Raw genomic sequence first — 14,679 nt, forward strand, 5'->3', positions numbered from 1 at the left:
GCCGGCCGGCAAGGCCCTGAGATGTGCCTGATTCACAGGGATTTCAAGCATTTTGCGACGCCAAATACCAAACATTTTCGGCATCGCCGCAAGGTCTCGTCAATCATGACGGCGGGTGACGTTGGATTAACCAGGCTTTTTAAGACGTAACGGAAATCGCTCGGCTAAGGTCTCGCGTATCGACCGGGAACATAATCCCGGCGGGGAGATGAGAGCCGTGAGGCGTCAAACAGCAATAAGCGGGATCAATCCCGCCGGGTCGAGCCGTTCACTGCGGCTCGACCCTCTTTCTCTGCCGCTCAGCTTCCATGCGCACGACACCCGTGCGGACGGCGGCGTGCGCAGGATCGAACTTCACCGCGAGCGCGTCGTGCTGCACCGTGCCGTCAAGGGCATGCGGATGGCGATCAACGTCCGCGTCAGCGACTTTCTCGGCGTCGCACTGCGTGGTCTCGACGACGACGCACAGATGCTGGTGCTGGCGCATCGCGACCCGTCCTTAAACATTCCCTTGTGCGTGAGCTCCGACGACGAGGAGATCGCCTCCGCCTGGCAGATGTGGAGCGACATCTTCGCGCTGCCGCTATTGGCAGAAGATGAAAACCGAGAACCGGCCGCCCGCCGTCGTCGCCACAACGCCATCCGCGCCCGCCGCCCGAAATTTTTGGTGCGCCGCCGGCTTGGTAATCTCGGCAACACCGAGACCGTTCATCACGACGAGCGCGAGATCATCGCTCGGGATTGAGTTTGCTTTAGCAGAACTCTCGCCAGGCAACTGTGGCGTACGCGGCAAATCAGTTCGCGAGCCCGTAGGGTGGGCAAAGCGAAAGCGTGCTCACCATCACGAAGCGTGCTCGGTGATAGATGGTGGGCACGTCGCTGGCGCTCCTTTGCCCACCCTACAAGATCTGCGAACTACGCGCGCATCACCGCGTCAATCAACAGTCCTGCAAACAGCAACAGCCCTGCATCGCGATTCGACTTGAACAGGCGCAGGCACAGCGCGGGATTGCTTATGTCGAGCGTGCGGATCTGCCAGGCGAGATGCGCGGCAAACGCCACGAGCCCGATCCAGGCCGGCCAACGCGCGCCGCCCAGCGCCAGCGCGACGCCGATCAGGATCACGGCGAGCGAATAAAGCACCGAGAGCGCCAAATGGGTGCGCGCACCGAACAGGCGCGCCGTCGACTTGATGCCGATCAGCGCGTCGTCCTCGGTGTCCTGATGGGCGTAGATCGTGTCGTAGCCGATCACCCAACTGATCGATCCGGCGTAGAGCACGAGCGCGGTGAGATCGATCCGCCCAAGCGTGACCGCAAATCCCATCAGTGCGCCCCAGGAGAACGCCAGCCCCAGCACGACTTGCGGCCACCAGGTGATGCGCTTCATGAAGGGATAGACCGCGACGATGACGAGCGAGGCTATGCCGGTCAGGATCGCAAAGCGGTTGAACTGCAAGAGCACCGCAAGCCCAATCAGCGCCTGCAGGACCAGGAACGCGAACGCCTGCGTCACGCTGATCTGGCCCGCAGGCAGCGGCCGCGACCGTGTGCGCTCGACGCTGGCATCGAGATCGCGGTCGGTGATGTCGTTCCAGGCGCAGCCGGCACCGCGCATCACGAAGGCGCCGATGAAGAACAGCACGATCACGAGCGGCAATTGCGAGATGTCACGCGCGACGCCGGCGGCCAGCGCCGCCGCCCACCAGCACGGCATCAGCAACAGCCACGAGCCGATCGGACGGTCGTAACGGGAAAGCCGCAAGTAAGGCCGCGACCAGGCCGGCGCACGCGTATCGACCCAGTTGCCAGTCGCATCGGCAACGCGGGTAGACGCGTCGCTCATCGGATCGCGGTCATCGCGCGAGAACGTTGCCGTTCAGCGTATCGAAGGTGCTGCCGCCCTTCCTGACGGTCTGCGCCTCGGGCAGCGCTGCGGAGGAGCCGAGCACCTCGCTCAGGCTCGGGCCGGCCGGCCGTTGCGTCCGCGCCTGTTCCGCCACCCCGCAAACCTGCTTCTGCATCTTCTCGGTGTTCTTGTGGCCGTTCTTGAGTTGGTCGGCGATCTGCGGCGGAATTCCGCACTTGGCCGAGTTGGTCTGGACATACTCGATCATCTTCAATTCGGCCTTGCCGAAATTTCCGATCAGCTTGCAGGCCTCATCCGGTGGCGCCTTGCGGTCGCTCGCGGCCTTAATCAGCTTGCCCCGCCGCTCGGCTTCCTCGCGCAGCGGGACGAAACCCTGCATGCAGGCGTCCGCCGAACCGCTGCCCTGTGGCGGTGGGCCGCTGAATCCTCTGGAAACCGGGGCAGCGCCCTGCGACGGGAACGGCGATGGAGCGCCCACCGAGGCCGATGGTGCTGCGCCATTCACCGGCGGAAACGGCGAATTCGCAGGCGCGGCGCTTTGGTTCGGCAAGGGGGCCGGAAACGCGCCTTGCGCGAAGGCTTGGCCCGCGTGAACGGTCACGACGGCAGCGGTCAGCGGCACAATCAGGCGGCGGATCATCAAGGCTGTATCTCCGGCTAGGTCCAGGCAACCCCAGCGTCTTCGAAAACGAAGCGAATTTGCGGTGGGCACTTTTTACGATTCCTGCCGACGCTTAACAACCCGTTGATTGGGGCAGCAGCGCGGCGCAGGGGTGCCCGGGAAGTTAAAAAATAGCGTCCGGATTCTAGCGCTTTAGGCTAAAAGCGGCGCCGAAACGGAAGATTACCGATGCCTGAGCTCGATTTTCACGCCCCTCGCCTGTTCGTCGATGCCCCCTTGCGGAAGGGCGAACGAATCGCGCTGGAGCGCAACCAGAGCAATTATCTGGGCAACGTGCTGCGGCTCTCGGCCGGCGGGACGATCCTGGTGTTCAACGGCCGCGACGGCGAATGGCAGGCAGCGATCGAGGGCCGCAAGCGGCCCGACGGCTTGAGCATCGTCGCGCAGACGCGGCCGCAGGACCGCCTGCCCGACATCGCCTATGTCTTTGCGCCGCTGAAACACGCGCGCCTCGACTACATGGTGCAGAAGGCGGTCGAGATGGGTGCCTCAAGCCTGCAGCCGGTGCTGACGCGGCATACCCAGGTCTCGCGGGTGAACAGCGAGCGGATGCGCGCCAATGTCATCGAGGCCGCCGAGCAATGCGGAATCCTGAGCCTTGCGCATGTTGCCGAGCCGGTCGCGCTCGACCGCTTTCTCGATAAACGCCAAGCCAGCCGCCTGCTGGTGTTCTGCGACGAGGCCAGCGCCGTCGCCGATCCCATGCAAGCGCTGCAAGCGGCGCAGGCCGCAGGCTCCGGCATCGACGTAGTGATCGGCCCCGAGGGCGGATTTGCCGGAGAGGAGCGTGAGCTCCTGTTGCGCCAGCCAAGCATCCTCAGGCTGTCGTTGGGGCCGCGGATCCTGCGGGCCGATACGGCAGCCGTGGCCGCACTGGCGCTGGTGCAGGCGGCGCTGGGTGATTGGCGGAATAGGTGAGGGACGCACCGGCGGACGGGTTCCCTCCCCCCTTGCGGAGGGGTGCCGCTTGCTCCGCTGCCAGACGAGAGCGCGACACGAAGCGCTCAACTTGGGGTGCTGCGCGCAATGTGCAGGTCGGCCCGACCCCTTCGTTCGAGTGCGCGGCTTACCCTTCTCCCCAACCCTCCCCCGCAAGGGGGGAGGGAGCCTGGAGAGCGTGCTCACCTCACATTCGGTGCGGGCTCACCACGCATCCAGCCCGTTACCGAGCCCCGCCTAGCTCGCCCAAGCCACCCCCCATTAATTCAGTTGGCCAATCCCTGTCGAAACGCCGCCCGGGCCGTGCTAAGGCCTGCGCCAATGAGGCTCCGGAACCCGGCAAAGCCCAAAACGAACCCTAGAACCCGGATTTTTCCGGATATTGGACGCACAATGACCGCGACCGCTGCCGTCAGAGGAGCTGCCGGGTCCGCCGCCTGGGCGGACGCGCTGCTATTGTCGTTTGCACAGGGCGGCTACGTCCAGGCCCACCCGGCCATCCTGCAGCCGGCAGAGCCGTTCCTCGATCTCTCCGGCGAGGACATCCGCAAGAGCCTTTATCTCACGACCGATGCCTCGGGCGAGGAACTCTGCCTGCGCCCTGACCTCACCATTCCGGTGGCGCGGGACTACCTCGCCTCCGGACGCGCCGGCCAGCCGGCAGGCTTCAGCTATCTCGGGCCGGTGTTCCGCTATCGCGGGGGGCGGCCCAGCGAATTTTTGCAGGCCGGCATCGAATCCTTCGGCCGGCAGGACCGCGCCGCGGCGGATGCCGAAATGCTGGCGCTGGCGCTGGGAGCGACCTCGGCGTTCGGATTGAAGGATGTCGAAATCCGCACCGGCGACGTCGCGCTGTTTACTGCGCTGATCGACGCGCTCGATCTCTATCCGGTGTGGCGGCGGCGGCTGATCAAGGATTTCAACCGCAAGGTCAGCCTCGCCGAGGACATCGAGCGGCTGACGCTTGCGACTGCGCCCGGCCGCAACGAATATGAGGGCGTGCTGGCGGCACTCGCCGGCTCCGACCGCAAGGCGGCGCTGGCGCTGGTCACTGACCTGATGTCGATCGCCGGCACCACCAATGTCGGCGGACGCACTGTCGACGAAATCGCCGACCGTTTCCTCGAACAATCGACACTGAAGGGCGGTGCACTGCCGCGCGACACGCTCGATACCATCAAGCGCTTCCTGGCGATTGCGGGCGATCTCGATGAATCGGTCAAGCAACTGCGCGCGCTGGCATCCGATGCCAAGCTCGATCTGACTGCGGCGATCGACCAGCTCGAAAGCCGCGTCGGCTTCATGGCCGCGCGCGGCATCGACACCAAGCTGACTCGCTTCTCCACCTCGTTCGGGCGCGGGCTCGATTATTACACTGGCTTCGAATTCGAACTGCACGCCAAGGGCAACGGCGTCGAGCCGCTGGTGGGGGGCGGGCGCTACGATGGCCTGATGACGCAACTCGGCTCGGCCTCGCCGATCCCGGCGGTCGGCTTCTCGGTGTGGATCGAGGCGCTGACGCAGCTCGGCCAGTCCAACGCGCAAGGGAGCGCCGCATGACCGCCCCCTTCGTCCTCGCCGTTCCCTCCAAGGGCCGCCTGCAGGAAAATGCCGAGGCGTTTTTCACACGCGCGGGGCTTGCACTGGCTAAGCCGCGCGGCGCGCGCGACTATCGCGGCACCATTACAGGCCTCGACAATGTCGAGATCGCCTATCTCTCGGCGAGCGAAATCGCCTCCCAGCTCGCGCGCGGCATGGTGCATCTCGGCGTCACCGGCGAAGATCTGTTGCGCGAAAGCATTCCCGATGCCGACAAGCGCGTGCTGCTGATCGACAGCCTCGGCTTCGGTAGCGCCAATGTCGTGGTCGCGGTGCCGCAGGCCTGGATCGACGTCCGTACCATGGCCGATCTCGACGACGTCACGACAGGCTTCCGCGCCCAGCATAACCGGCGAATGCGGGTCGCGACCAAGTACATCAACCTGACGCGCAACTTCTTCGCCGCTCACGGCGTGGTCGACTATCGCATCATCGAAAGCGCCGGCGCCACCGAAGGCGCGCCTGCCGTCGGCACCGCCGAGATGATCGTCGACATCACCACGACGGGCGCGACGCTCGCCGCCAACGGGCTGAAGGTGCTCGACGACGGCGTGATCCTGCGCAGCCAGGCCAACCTCGTGGCCTCCCGCGATGCCGATTGGTCGGCTGAAGCCCGCGAGACCGCGCGCGTCATCCTCGATCACATCGCCGCTCGAGCCCGGGCCAGCAAATATCGCGAGGTGCGCACCCGTTTCGCCGGCTGCAACGAGGCGTTGCTTAACGAGGCGCATAACCGCTTTGGTGTGGTGGCGCCGTTCGGCGGGCCGACCTCGTCCGGCATGCTCACGCTGCACTGCCCACCGATGCATCTTTACGCGCTCGGCAGTTTCCTGCGCGAGCACGGCGCCGACACGGTCTCGATTGCCTCGCTTGACTATGTGCTCGACCGCGAAAACCCGCTATTTGCCAGGCTCGAGACGTTCCTGCGGCAATAAGGCTGCCGTTTCGTTCATCGTTGCGACAGCATCTCGCGGATAACATATTTGGTTTGGATAATCTGGAACCTGATCGATGACGCTCGGCTCTGACGTTTCCCGCCTGACGACGACCGCAGCCAGCGCGGCGGCGAAAGGCTTATCGATTGTCGTGCCGCTGTACAACGAGGCGGCAGGACTCGCTTTGCTGCACGAGCGGTTGATCGGCCTCGTCAAGACGCTGAAGGCGCGCTACGGCCTCACCTGCGAAGTGGTCTATGTCGACGATGGCAGCGCCGACAACACGCTGGCGATCGCGCGTTCGCTGGCCGCCGATGCACTCGACGTACAGGTCGTCTCGCTGTCGCGCAATTTCGGTAAGGAGGCAGCGCTGATGGCGGGGCTCGATCATGCCCGCCGCGGCGCTATCCTGTTCATGGACGGCGACGGCCAGCATCCGCCGAGCCTGGTCGAAAAGCTTGTCGCGCACTGGATCGATGACGGCTACGACGTCGTCTATACGGCGAAGGCGCATCGCGACAATGAATCGTTCCTGCGCCGCCAGGCCGTGCGTGGCTTCTACGCGCTGATCAATTGGGGCGCGCGGCAGAAGATCCCCGAGGACGCCGGCGATTTCCGCCTGCTGTCGCCACGCGCGGCGGCGGCGCTGCGGCAGTTGCCAGAGCGCAACCGCTTCTTCAAGGGACTGTCGAACTGGATCGGCTTCCGCCAGATCCGCGTCGATTACGAGCCGGCGCCGCGTGCGCACGGCGTTACCACGTTCAGCCCGGGCCGGTTGATCGGCCTGTCGATCGAGGGACTGACGTCGTTCTCGGTGGCGCCGCTGCGCTTTGCCAGCCTGCTCGGCGTGCTGCTCGCCATCAGCGCCTTCCTGTTCGGCCTCACCATTCTCTGGGAGGTCTGGACCACCGGCAAGCAGGTCCCCGGCTACCCCTCGCTGATGATCGGCATGATGACGATCGGCGGCGTGCAGCTCATCATGATCGGCATTGTCGGCGAATATATCGGCAAGATCCTTTCCGAGCTGAAGGCGCGTCCGATCTATTTCGTCGCCGAGCACAACGAGAAGCGTGCCGATGGCGAGGCGACGGCGAGCGCCAGCGAACGGACCGCCGCCGAATGAACGATGCCGCGCCGCCGCGCCGGATCTGGCTATGCGCCGACGATTACGGGCTGGCCGAAGGCGTCAACCGCGCCATCCGCGATTTGATCGGCCGCGGCCGTCTCAATGCCACCTCGGTGATGGTGGTCGGCGCCGCGATCGGGCGCGCCGAAGTCGCCGCGTTGCAGGAGGTTGCGGCGGCGAGCCCGCGCTGCGCGATCGGACTGCATGCGACGCTGACTGCGCCGTTTCGTCCGCTGACAATGCACTTCAGGCCGGTCGACGGCGGCTTGTTCCTGCCGTTTCCGAAACTGCTGCGCGCGGGCCTGCTGCGGCGGCTCGATTCCGAAATGATCGAAGACGAACTCGCAGCTCAGCTTGCAGCCTTCAAGGACCTGTTCGGCCGCGCGCCCGATTTCGTCGACGGCCATCAGCACACACAACTCTTCCCTGGAGTGCGCGACGCTTTTCTGCGCGCGGTCAAGGAAGCGGCCCCGAGCGCCTGGGTTCGCCAGTGCGGACGCCGCAAGCCGTTGGGCCAACTGCTCAGCGAGCCGAAGGCTTTGGTGCTCGACGTTCTCAGCGCGCAATTTCGCAAGCGCGCCGCCCATGCGAAAATCCCGTGCAACCCCGCCTTCGCCGGCGCCTATGATTTTTCGAAAGAGCCCGATTTCAGCGTGCTGATGGGACAGTTCCTCGAAGGGCTGCCGGAAGGCGGGCTCGTGATGTGCCACCCCGGCTTTGTCGACGAAACGCTCGAGGGCCTCGATCCCCTGACCACCCAGCGCGAGGCGGAACACGCATTTCTGGCAAGCGATCGCTTCCCGACATTGCCGGCGGCGAATAACGTCACATTGAGTTGACCGATATCTGCGAAAGCCGCTTGGCGTTTTGTCGCATACCAAAATTTAATTCGGCCGCCCACTACTTGCGACACAAAGACTTCCTTACATCTTTGGGCGCGTCGATCACGATTCGACGCGAGGGAGAGGGACATGACACCGCAAGAACGCCAACTGATTGACGATCTTTTCAACCGGCTCGCCAAGCTGGAGACAGCCAAGCGCGATCCGGAGGCCATGTCCGCAATCATGGAGGGCCTGCGCAACGCGCCCAACGCGGTCTATGCGCTGGTGCAAACCGCGCTTGTGCAGGACGAGGCACTGAAGCGCGCCGACATGCGCATCCAGGAATTGGAAGCGGCGGCGGGCCAGCAAAACCAACCCGGCGGCTTCCTCGATTCGATGCGCGACGCAATCTTCGGGCAGAATCAGCAGCACGGCTCGGTGCCCAACGTTCGTGCGCCCGACATGGGCAGCCGCCCGACATGGAACAGCGGTCAGGTGCTGCAGCAGACGCAGCCGCCCGGACAATATAACCAGCCGGCCTATGGCCAGCCGTATGGCGCACCGCAGCCGCAGCCCGGCGGCGGTGGCGGCTCATTCCTCGGCACGGCGGCGGCAGCCGCAGCCGGCGTGGTCGGCGGATCGCTGCTGCTCAACAGCATTCGAGGGATGATGGGCGGCGGCAATCATCAAGCATTCGGCGACACGGCAAACCACAGCGGCGGTGTCGAAGACCGCAGGCCGTGGGGCGATCAGTCCGGCGGCGATCTCGCGCGCGAGGCCGGAATCAACGACATCGGGTCGTCGAGCCGACGCGCCGACAACAATGATGATAGTGGTTCGCGGCAGGGATTCTTTGATCAAGGCTCGCACGACGAGGGCGACGACATGGATCATGATGCCGACGGTTTTGACGGCGACGACGGCGGTGACGGCGGTGACGGCGATTACGCCTGACGCGCGTTGCGATGAAAACGAAACGGCCGCCCCAATGGGCGGCCGTTTTGATTTCCTCCGCTGTCGTCCCTGACAAGCCAACGGGTCGCGCGAATGCGCGCCCGATGACAGGCTCCGCGCGATCAGGACCCATAGCCACAGGCGGGTGTTGTGGCAGAGACTCGAGCAGCTATCTCGCGCCACAACGAACGGTGGTGGTTATGGGTCCCTGCGTTCGCAGGGACGACACCGTTTGTTGCGACACGAAGCTAGATCACCACCACTTTCGCGCCGACGCCGACGCGGCCGTAGAGATCGATCACGTCCTCATTGCGCATGCGGATGCAGCCGGACGAAACATTGGTGCCGATGGTCCAGGGCTCGTTGGAGCCATGGATGCGATAGAGCGACGATCCCAGATACATCGCGCGCGCGCCGAGCGGATTTTGCGGGCCGCCTTCCATGAACCGCGGCAGATCGGGGCGGCGCGCCAGCATTTCCGGTGGCGGCGTCCAGGCCGGCCATTCCTTCTTCGCCGAGATCGTCTTGACGCCCGACCAGGTGAAGCCGGGACGGCCGACACCAACGCCGTAGCGCAGCGCCTTGCCGTCGCCCTGCACCAGGAACAGGAACTTGTTCGGCGTATCGATCACGATGGTGCCCGGGCTTTCCTTGCCGTGATACTCGACCACCTGCTTTTCATATTTCGGATCGAGCCGGTGCTGCGCGGGGTCGAATGCTTCCTCTTCCTCGCGCCGCATCGACTGCTGCGGATCCATCGGCGGCAGCAACGCGCGCCGCCCGCCATAGCCGTAATCCGGCTGCTGCTGATAGGCCGGCGCTTGTCGATAGCGTCCGCCCTGCGGCGCATCGCCGAACAGGAATTCGATGAAGCCGCCGCCCATGTTGGAGCGCTCGGCAGAAGCCATGCGCACCGGCGCCGGGTGGCGGGCGTAGATCACGGTGGGCTCAGTTGATGACGAGGCGTCGATCGCTGCAGCCTCACTGGCGAAGCAAAGGCAAGACACGCTCGCGAAGAGCGCAACAAAGATTTTTCCGGACATCGACGTACTCTGTACTGTTCGTCACTGCGGGTTCGCGGCGCGGCGGCGCGACGAACGCCGCTGCGCGCGATCAATACAAATCAAAACCTAATCGGTTTGGTAAACAGAAGCCGCGTTTCGATTCACCACGTCGGCAAGCGCGTCCGGATTTGTCCGGTAGCGTTTATTTTGCGTGAACGCAGGCCCCTCATGGTTAATCGCTGGTGTGCGGCCGCGGGCAAAGCGCCAACGCGCGATATTGCGCTGTGAACCTGACGTTAAATCGCCATGGTTTAAAACACCCGGGCAATGAAGGGGTGGGAAAAACTCATGTCGGTAAATCGCAAACGTTTTCGTATCGAAGCCATTCTGGGCGATGCGCCAATTGTCATGCCTACAGAAGGCGGCGAGATCGGCCCGATGCATCGCGAGATCATGGCCGAGCTGCGCGCGATCCGGTCACAGATGGCCGGCTTCGGCCACGCCCGCGCCGCTTCGACCGAGAGCGCGGACATTATCCGCGAAGTCGCCGAGTCCCACGCGCTTCTGGAAACCTATCGCGCGCAGATCGAGCAGTGCGAGAAGCTGAAGGTCGAGCTCGACCTCATTCACGACGCCATCAACCGCACCAAGCGCGAAATCGCCACCTTGCACGGCAAGAGCTTTGACGGCCAGGAAATGGCTAAGGTCAACGGCGAACTCGGCGCCGTCGTTGGCGGCACCGAACAGGCCACCCAGCAGATTCTGGAAGCTACCGAAGCGATCGACCAGGCGGCGACCGCGCTTTCCAAGAACATTTCTCCGGACCAGCAGAAGCTGCTCAGCGAGGATATCCAGGAACGCGTCGTCTCGATCTTCGAGGCCTGCAATTTCCAGGACCTCACCGGCCAGCGCATCAGCAAGGTGATGAACACGATGAGGTTCATCGAACAGCACATCGTCGAGATGATGGAAATCTGGGGCGGCGTCGACGCCATCAAGGCGCACGCCCCGCCGATCGTCGATACCCGCGAAGGCGATGCCAAGCTGCTGAATGGTCCGAAGTTGGACGGCGACGACGGTCACGCCTCGCAGAACGACATCGACGCCCTGTTCGATTGATCGGGCTGGTTAACGCGCGCTAAACAAAACGCCGGCAGCGATGCCGGCGTTTTTTGTTGCTTGTTGTGTCCGTCCTGCCCCGCCTTCGCGGGGCATCACGGAAGGACGTCTAATCACGCCCGCGGCGCGCAGCGGACATAGACCATGTTGCCATAGCGGACCGCGGCATCCTTTTCGATGAAACGGGTGACCATGACACGGCCGTCGAACGAGACGATCTCGCGGTCCTGGTCGCCGCCGGCCGGGCCGGGCGGGCCGATGTAGTTCTTGCCGCTCGGACTGCCCTTAAGGCGCAGTTCCTGCGGCGTCGCCTGATCGGCCAGATGCATGACCACGCCGCCATTGGCGCCGGCGCCGATCACGTAGGGCTGCTTGCACTGCCCGCGCGCCGCGGCCTCGGTGCGGGCGCGGTCGTTGGGATTCTGAAACGAGGCAAGGCCCCAGCGGCCGACGATCTCGTCGGCGCGGACGGTTGCCGGCATTTCCGGCGCGACTTCCGGCTCGGGCGGCGGACTGGATGACAGCGACGGCAGGCTCGTGCTGCACGCCGCCAGCAAGATCGAAAGTGCCGACGCGATCGCCAGATTGGCAACCGTACGCGCATTACGTGAGCTGATCATCGCATTCCCCCGAGCAATCACTTGGCTGCTCCCGTCAAGCAGCCGATAGGCAGCTGTCAACCAGCCAACCGCAAAAAGCCTGCCGGAGCAATGACGTCGGATAAAATGACGCCGCTGCACCGATTTGGTTTCCGAAGCAGCATCCTATATTGGCCTCACCAAGGCTTTAATCTCCTTGTTTGCTTGACAGGATCGGCGCCAAGACATATTCCCCGGCCCCACGTTTAGCACTCAAATACAACGATTGCTAAGGGTTGTGCTGCCCCGCCCCGGGGCAGCGTCGAATACCGGCATTCCCAGCCATTTTCGAGTGGTACAGACCCGAAACCCCAGGCCTTCCAGAGGAACTTCAAGAGGAGACGTTATGGCTAAAACCAAATTCCGTCCACTGCACGACCGCGTCGTGGTCAAGCGCATTGATGCAGAAGAGAAGACCAAGGGCGGCATTATCATTCCCGACAGCGCCAAGGAAAAGCCGTCGCAGGGCGAAGTGATCGCCGTGGGCCCGGGTGGCCGCGACGAAGCCGGCAAGCTGATTCCCATCGACGTCAAGGTCGGCGACCGCGTGCTGTTCGGCAAATGGTCCGGCACCGAGGTCAAGATCGAGAACGAGGAACTCCTGATCATGAAGGAGTCCGACATCATGGGCGTGCTGACGTAAGGCACCCTGCCTCACCCTGAGGAGGCAGCGAAGCTGCCGTCTCGAAGGGCCCGGCTTTCACAAATCATCCTTCGAGACGCGGGCGATGCCCGCTCCTCAGGATGAGGTCCATTTCCAGGAGCAATTCAAATGGCTGCCAAAGACGTTAAATTTTCCGGCGACGCCCGCGACCGCATGCTGCGCGGCGTCGATGTTCTCGCCAACGCGGTGAAGGTGACGCTCGGTCCGAAGGGCCGCAACGTCGTGATCGAGAAGAGCTTCGGCGCTCCCCGCATCACCAAGGACGGTGTCACCGTCGCCAAGGAAATCGAGCTCGAAGACAAGTTCGAGAACATGGGCGCGCAGATGCTGCGCGAAGTCGCCTCCAAGACCAACGACACCGCGGGCGACGGCACCACCACCGCCACCGTGCTGGCGCAGGCGATCGTGCGCGAGGGCGGCAAGGCGGTCGCTGCCGGCATGAACCCGATGGACCTGAAGCGTGGCATCGACATCGCGGTTCACGCGGTCGTCAAGGATCTCGAGAAGCGCTCCAAGCCGGTCGCCGCCTCCTCCGAGGTCGCCCAGATCGGCACCATCTCGGCCAATGGCGACACTGCGATCGGCAAGATGATCGCGCAGGCGATGCAGAAGGTCGGCAATGAGGGCGTGATCACGGTCGAGGAAAACAAGTCGCTCGAGACCGAAGTGGACATCGTCGAGGGCATGAAGTTCGACCGCGGCTACCTGTCGCCCTACTTCATCACCAACGCCGAGAAGATGACCGCTGAGCTCGAAGACGTCTACGTGCTCTTGCACGAGAAGAAACTGTCCGGCCTGCAGTCGATGCTGCCGGTGTTGGAGGCCGTGGTGCAGTCCGGCCGTCCGCTGCTGATCATCGCCGAGGACGTCGAGGGCGAGGCGCTGGCGACGCTGGTGGTCAACCGCCTGCGCGGCGGACTGAAGGTCGCCGCCGTCAAGGCGCCAGGTTTTGGCGATCGCCGCAAGGCGATGCTGGAAGACATCGCGATCCTGACCGGCGGTCAGCTCATCTCCGATGAACTCGGCATGAAGCTCGAAAGCGTCACCATCAACATGCTCGGCCGCGCCGGCAAGGTGGTGATCGACAAGGAGAACACCACGATCGTCAAGGGCGCAGGCAAGAAGAAGGACATCGAGGCTCGCGTCACCCAGATCAAGGCGCAGATCGAGGAGACCACCTCGGACTACGACCGCGAGAAGCTGCAGGAGCGCCTTGCAAAACTCGCCGGCGGCGTCGCGGTGATCAAGGTCGGCGGCGCGACCGAAGTCGAGGTCAAGGAAAAGAAGGACCGCGTCGAGGACGCCCTCAACGCGACCCGCGCGGCGGTGCAGGAAGGCATCGTGCCGGGCGGCGGCGTGGCGCTGCTCCGCGCCAAGAAGGCGGTCGGCCGCATCAACAACGACAATTCCGACGTTCAGGCCGGTATCAACATCGTGCTGAAGGCGCTGGAAGCTCCGGTTCGCCAGATTTCGGAAAACGCCGGCGTCGAAGGCTCGATCGTGGTCGGCAAAATCCTCGAGAACAAGTCGGAGACCTTCGGCTTCGACGCCCAGACCGAGGAATATGTCGACATGGTCGACAAGGGCATCATCGATCCGGCCAAGGTGGTGCGCACCGCGCTGCAGGACGCTTCGTCGGTGGCCGGCCTTTTGGTGACCACCGAAGCCATGGTCGCCGAACTGCCGAAGGAGCCCGCCCCGGCGATGCCCGGCGGTGGCGGCGGCATGGGTGGAATGGGCGGCATGGGCTTCTGAGCCCCGCCCGTTCCCACGCCAACCAATCGAAGGCCGCCTCCGGGCGGCTTTCTTTTTTGGCTGCCAACTGCGGCTCGGATGTCATGTGAGCACACTGATAGGGCTCCCTCCCCCCTTGCGGGGGAGGGTTGGGGAGAGGGGTAAGCCGCGCATTCGAACGAAGAGATCCCGGGCAGCACGTGCCAAACTACTAACTCCGCGATCAATCTGAGATTCTGATTCTAGTGTCACGCGTTCGTCCGACAGCGGAGCAAGCGGAACCCCTCTCCCTAACCCTCCCCCCGCAAGGCAGGGCTGTCCGGGGAATGATTCACTATGTCGCGGTGCATGCTCGGCGAGACCGAGGCAAATCGGCCTTTTCTGGTTGTCGAGACACAGAAGGCCGAGCATGCGATTTCGCGATAGCATTTTTGGAAGGCTCCTTGAACCGATCAATCGGCGGCAGTTTCAGACAGTTGTGGATCGTCTGGGCGGGGATGCCTACGACAAGTCATTCAAGAGCTGGGATCATCTGGTGGCGCTGATCTACGCGCAGCTGAGCAGGAACGACAGTCTGCGCGGGGTGGTGGCG

15 protein-coding genes are annotated in these 14,679 nt (G+C 63.9%); 11 read left to right on the plus strand and 4 right to left on the minus strand.

The window, feature by feature from the left end:
• The first annotated feature begins 217 nt into the window (after nucleotides 1–217).
• Nucleotides 218–745: a DUF6101 family protein gene (locus YUO_RS0136040; RefSeq protein ID WP_028351497.1), complete on the plus strand. Its 528-nt coding sequence runs from the start codon at nucleotides 218–220 to the stop codon at nucleotides 743–745.
• Between the two features lie 170 nt (nucleotides 746–915).
• Here the strand turns inward: YUO_RS0136040 and ubiA are convergent, their stop codons facing one another.
• Together ubiA and YUO_RS0136050 are read right to left on the minus strand one after the other, a co-directional pair.
• Nucleotides 916–1,845 carry a 4-hydroxybenzoate octaprenyltransferase gene (gene ubiA, locus YUO_RS0136045; RefSeq protein ID WP_028351498.1) on the minus strand — a complete coding sequence of 310 codons (930 nt, stop codon included), beginning with the start codon at nucleotides 1,843–1,845 and terminating at the stop codon, nucleotides 916–918.
• Between the two features lie 10 nt (nucleotides 1,846–1,855).
• Nucleotides 1,856–2,509, minus strand: a complete 654-nt coding sequence (locus tag YUO_RS0136050) for a hypothetical protein (RefSeq protein WP_028351499.1) — start codon at nucleotides 2,507–2,509, stop codon at nucleotides 1,856–1,858.
• Nucleotides 2,510–2,719: 210 nt separating this feature from the next.
• Here YUO_RS0136050 and YUO_RS0136055 point away from each other — a divergent pair, with 210 nt between their 5' ends.
• From YUO_RS0136055 to YUO_RS0136080, 6 genes are all read left to right on the plus strand, one after another.
• A complete protein-coding gene (locus YUO_RS0136055) occupies nucleotides 2,720–3,469 on the plus strand; it encodes a 16S rRNA (uracil(1498)-N(3))-methyltransferase (protein WP_028351500.1) in 750 nt (249 codons plus the stop codon).
• Between the two features lie 414 nt (nucleotides 3,470–3,883).
• Nucleotides 3,884–5,050, plus strand: coding sequence for an ATP phosphoribosyltransferase regulatory subunit (locus YUO_RS0136060; protein WP_028351501.1), 1,167 nt, complete (start codon nucleotides 3,884–3,886; stop codon nucleotides 5,048–5,050).
• On the plus strand, nucleotides 5,047–6,024 hold the full coding sequence (hisG, locus tag YUO_RS0136065) for an ATP phosphoribosyltransferase (RefSeq protein ID WP_028351502.1): 978 nt from the start codon (nucleotides 5,047–5,049) through the stop codon (nucleotides 6,022–6,024). Before YUO_RS0136060 ends, hisG begins: the two co-directional genes overlap by 4 nt.
• A gap of 76 nt (nucleotides 6,025–6,100) precedes the next feature.
• Complete coding sequence (locus YUO_RS0136070; protein ID WP_028351503.1) at nucleotides 6,101–7,147, plus strand: glycosyltransferase family 2 protein; 1,047 nt, start codon at nucleotides 6,101–6,103, stop codon at nucleotides 7,145–7,147.
• Complete coding sequence (locus YUO_RS0136075; protein WP_028351504.1) at nucleotides 7,144–7,989, plus strand: ChbG/HpnK family deacetylase; 846 nt, start codon at nucleotides 7,144–7,146, stop codon at nucleotides 7,987–7,989. Before YUO_RS0136070 ends, YUO_RS0136075 begins: the two co-directional genes overlap by 4 nt.
• 132 nt (nucleotides 7,990–8,121) lie before the next feature.
• Nucleotides 8,122–8,928, plus strand: a complete 807-nt coding sequence (locus YUO_RS0136080; RefSeq protein WP_028351505.1) for a DUF2076 domain-containing protein — start codon at nucleotides 8,122–8,124, stop codon at nucleotides 8,926–8,928.
• Nucleotides 8,929–9,176: 248 nt separating this feature from the next.
• Here YUO_RS0136080 and YUO_RS0136085 read toward each other — a convergent pair whose 3' ends face one another.
• Nucleotides 9,177–9,971: a L,D-transpeptidase gene (locus YUO_RS0136085; RefSeq protein WP_028351506.1), complete on the minus strand. Its 795-nt coding sequence runs from the start codon at nucleotides 9,969–9,971 to the stop codon at nucleotides 9,177–9,179.
• Nucleotides 9,972–10,280: 309 nt separating this feature from the next.
• Here YUO_RS0136085 and YUO_RS0136090 point away from each other — a divergent pair, with 309 nt between their 5' ends.
• On the plus strand, nucleotides 10,281–11,051 hold the full coding sequence (locus tag YUO_RS0136090; RefSeq protein ID WP_028351507.1) for a protein phosphatase CheZ: 771 nt from the start codon (nucleotides 10,281–10,283) through the stop codon (nucleotides 11,049–11,051).
• 113 nt (nucleotides 11,052–11,164) lie between these two features.
• Here YUO_RS0136090 and YUO_RS0136095 read toward each other — a convergent pair whose 3' ends face one another.
• Nucleotides 11,165–11,671 carry a hypothetical protein gene (locus YUO_RS0136095; RefSeq protein WP_028351508.1) on the minus strand — a complete coding sequence of 169 codons (507 nt, stop codon included), beginning with the start codon at nucleotides 11,669–11,671 and terminating at the stop codon, nucleotides 11,165–11,167.
• 364 nt (nucleotides 11,672–12,035) lie between these two features.
• On the opposite strand from YUO_RS0136095, the gene YUO_RS0136100 reads away from it, so the two are divergent.
• The 3 genes from YUO_RS0136100 to YUO_RS43070 form a co-directional block, all read left to right on the plus strand.
• A complete protein-coding gene (locus tag YUO_RS0136100; RefSeq protein ID WP_028351509.1) occupies nucleotides 12,036–12,332 on the plus strand; it encodes a co-chaperone GroES in 297 nt (98 codons plus the stop codon).
• 129 nt (nucleotides 12,333–12,461) lie between these two features.
• Nucleotides 12,462–14,108, plus strand: a complete 1,647-nt coding sequence (groL, locus tag YUO_RS0136105) for a chaperonin GroEL (RefSeq protein WP_028351510.1) — start codon at nucleotides 12,462–12,464, stop codon at nucleotides 14,106–14,108.
• A gap of 388 nt (nucleotides 14,109–14,496) precedes the next feature.
• Nucleotides 14,497–14,679, plus strand: a 183-nt coding sequence (locus tag YUO_RS43070) for a DUF4372 domain-containing protein (RefSeq protein WP_035728416.1), incomplete at its 3' end; no start/stop codon positions are given.

Source organism: Bradyrhizobium murdochi, assembly GCF_000472965.1.
GTDB lineage: Bacteria > Pseudomonadota > Alphaproteobacteria > Rhizobiales > Xanthobacteraceae > Bradyrhizobium > Bradyrhizobium murdochi.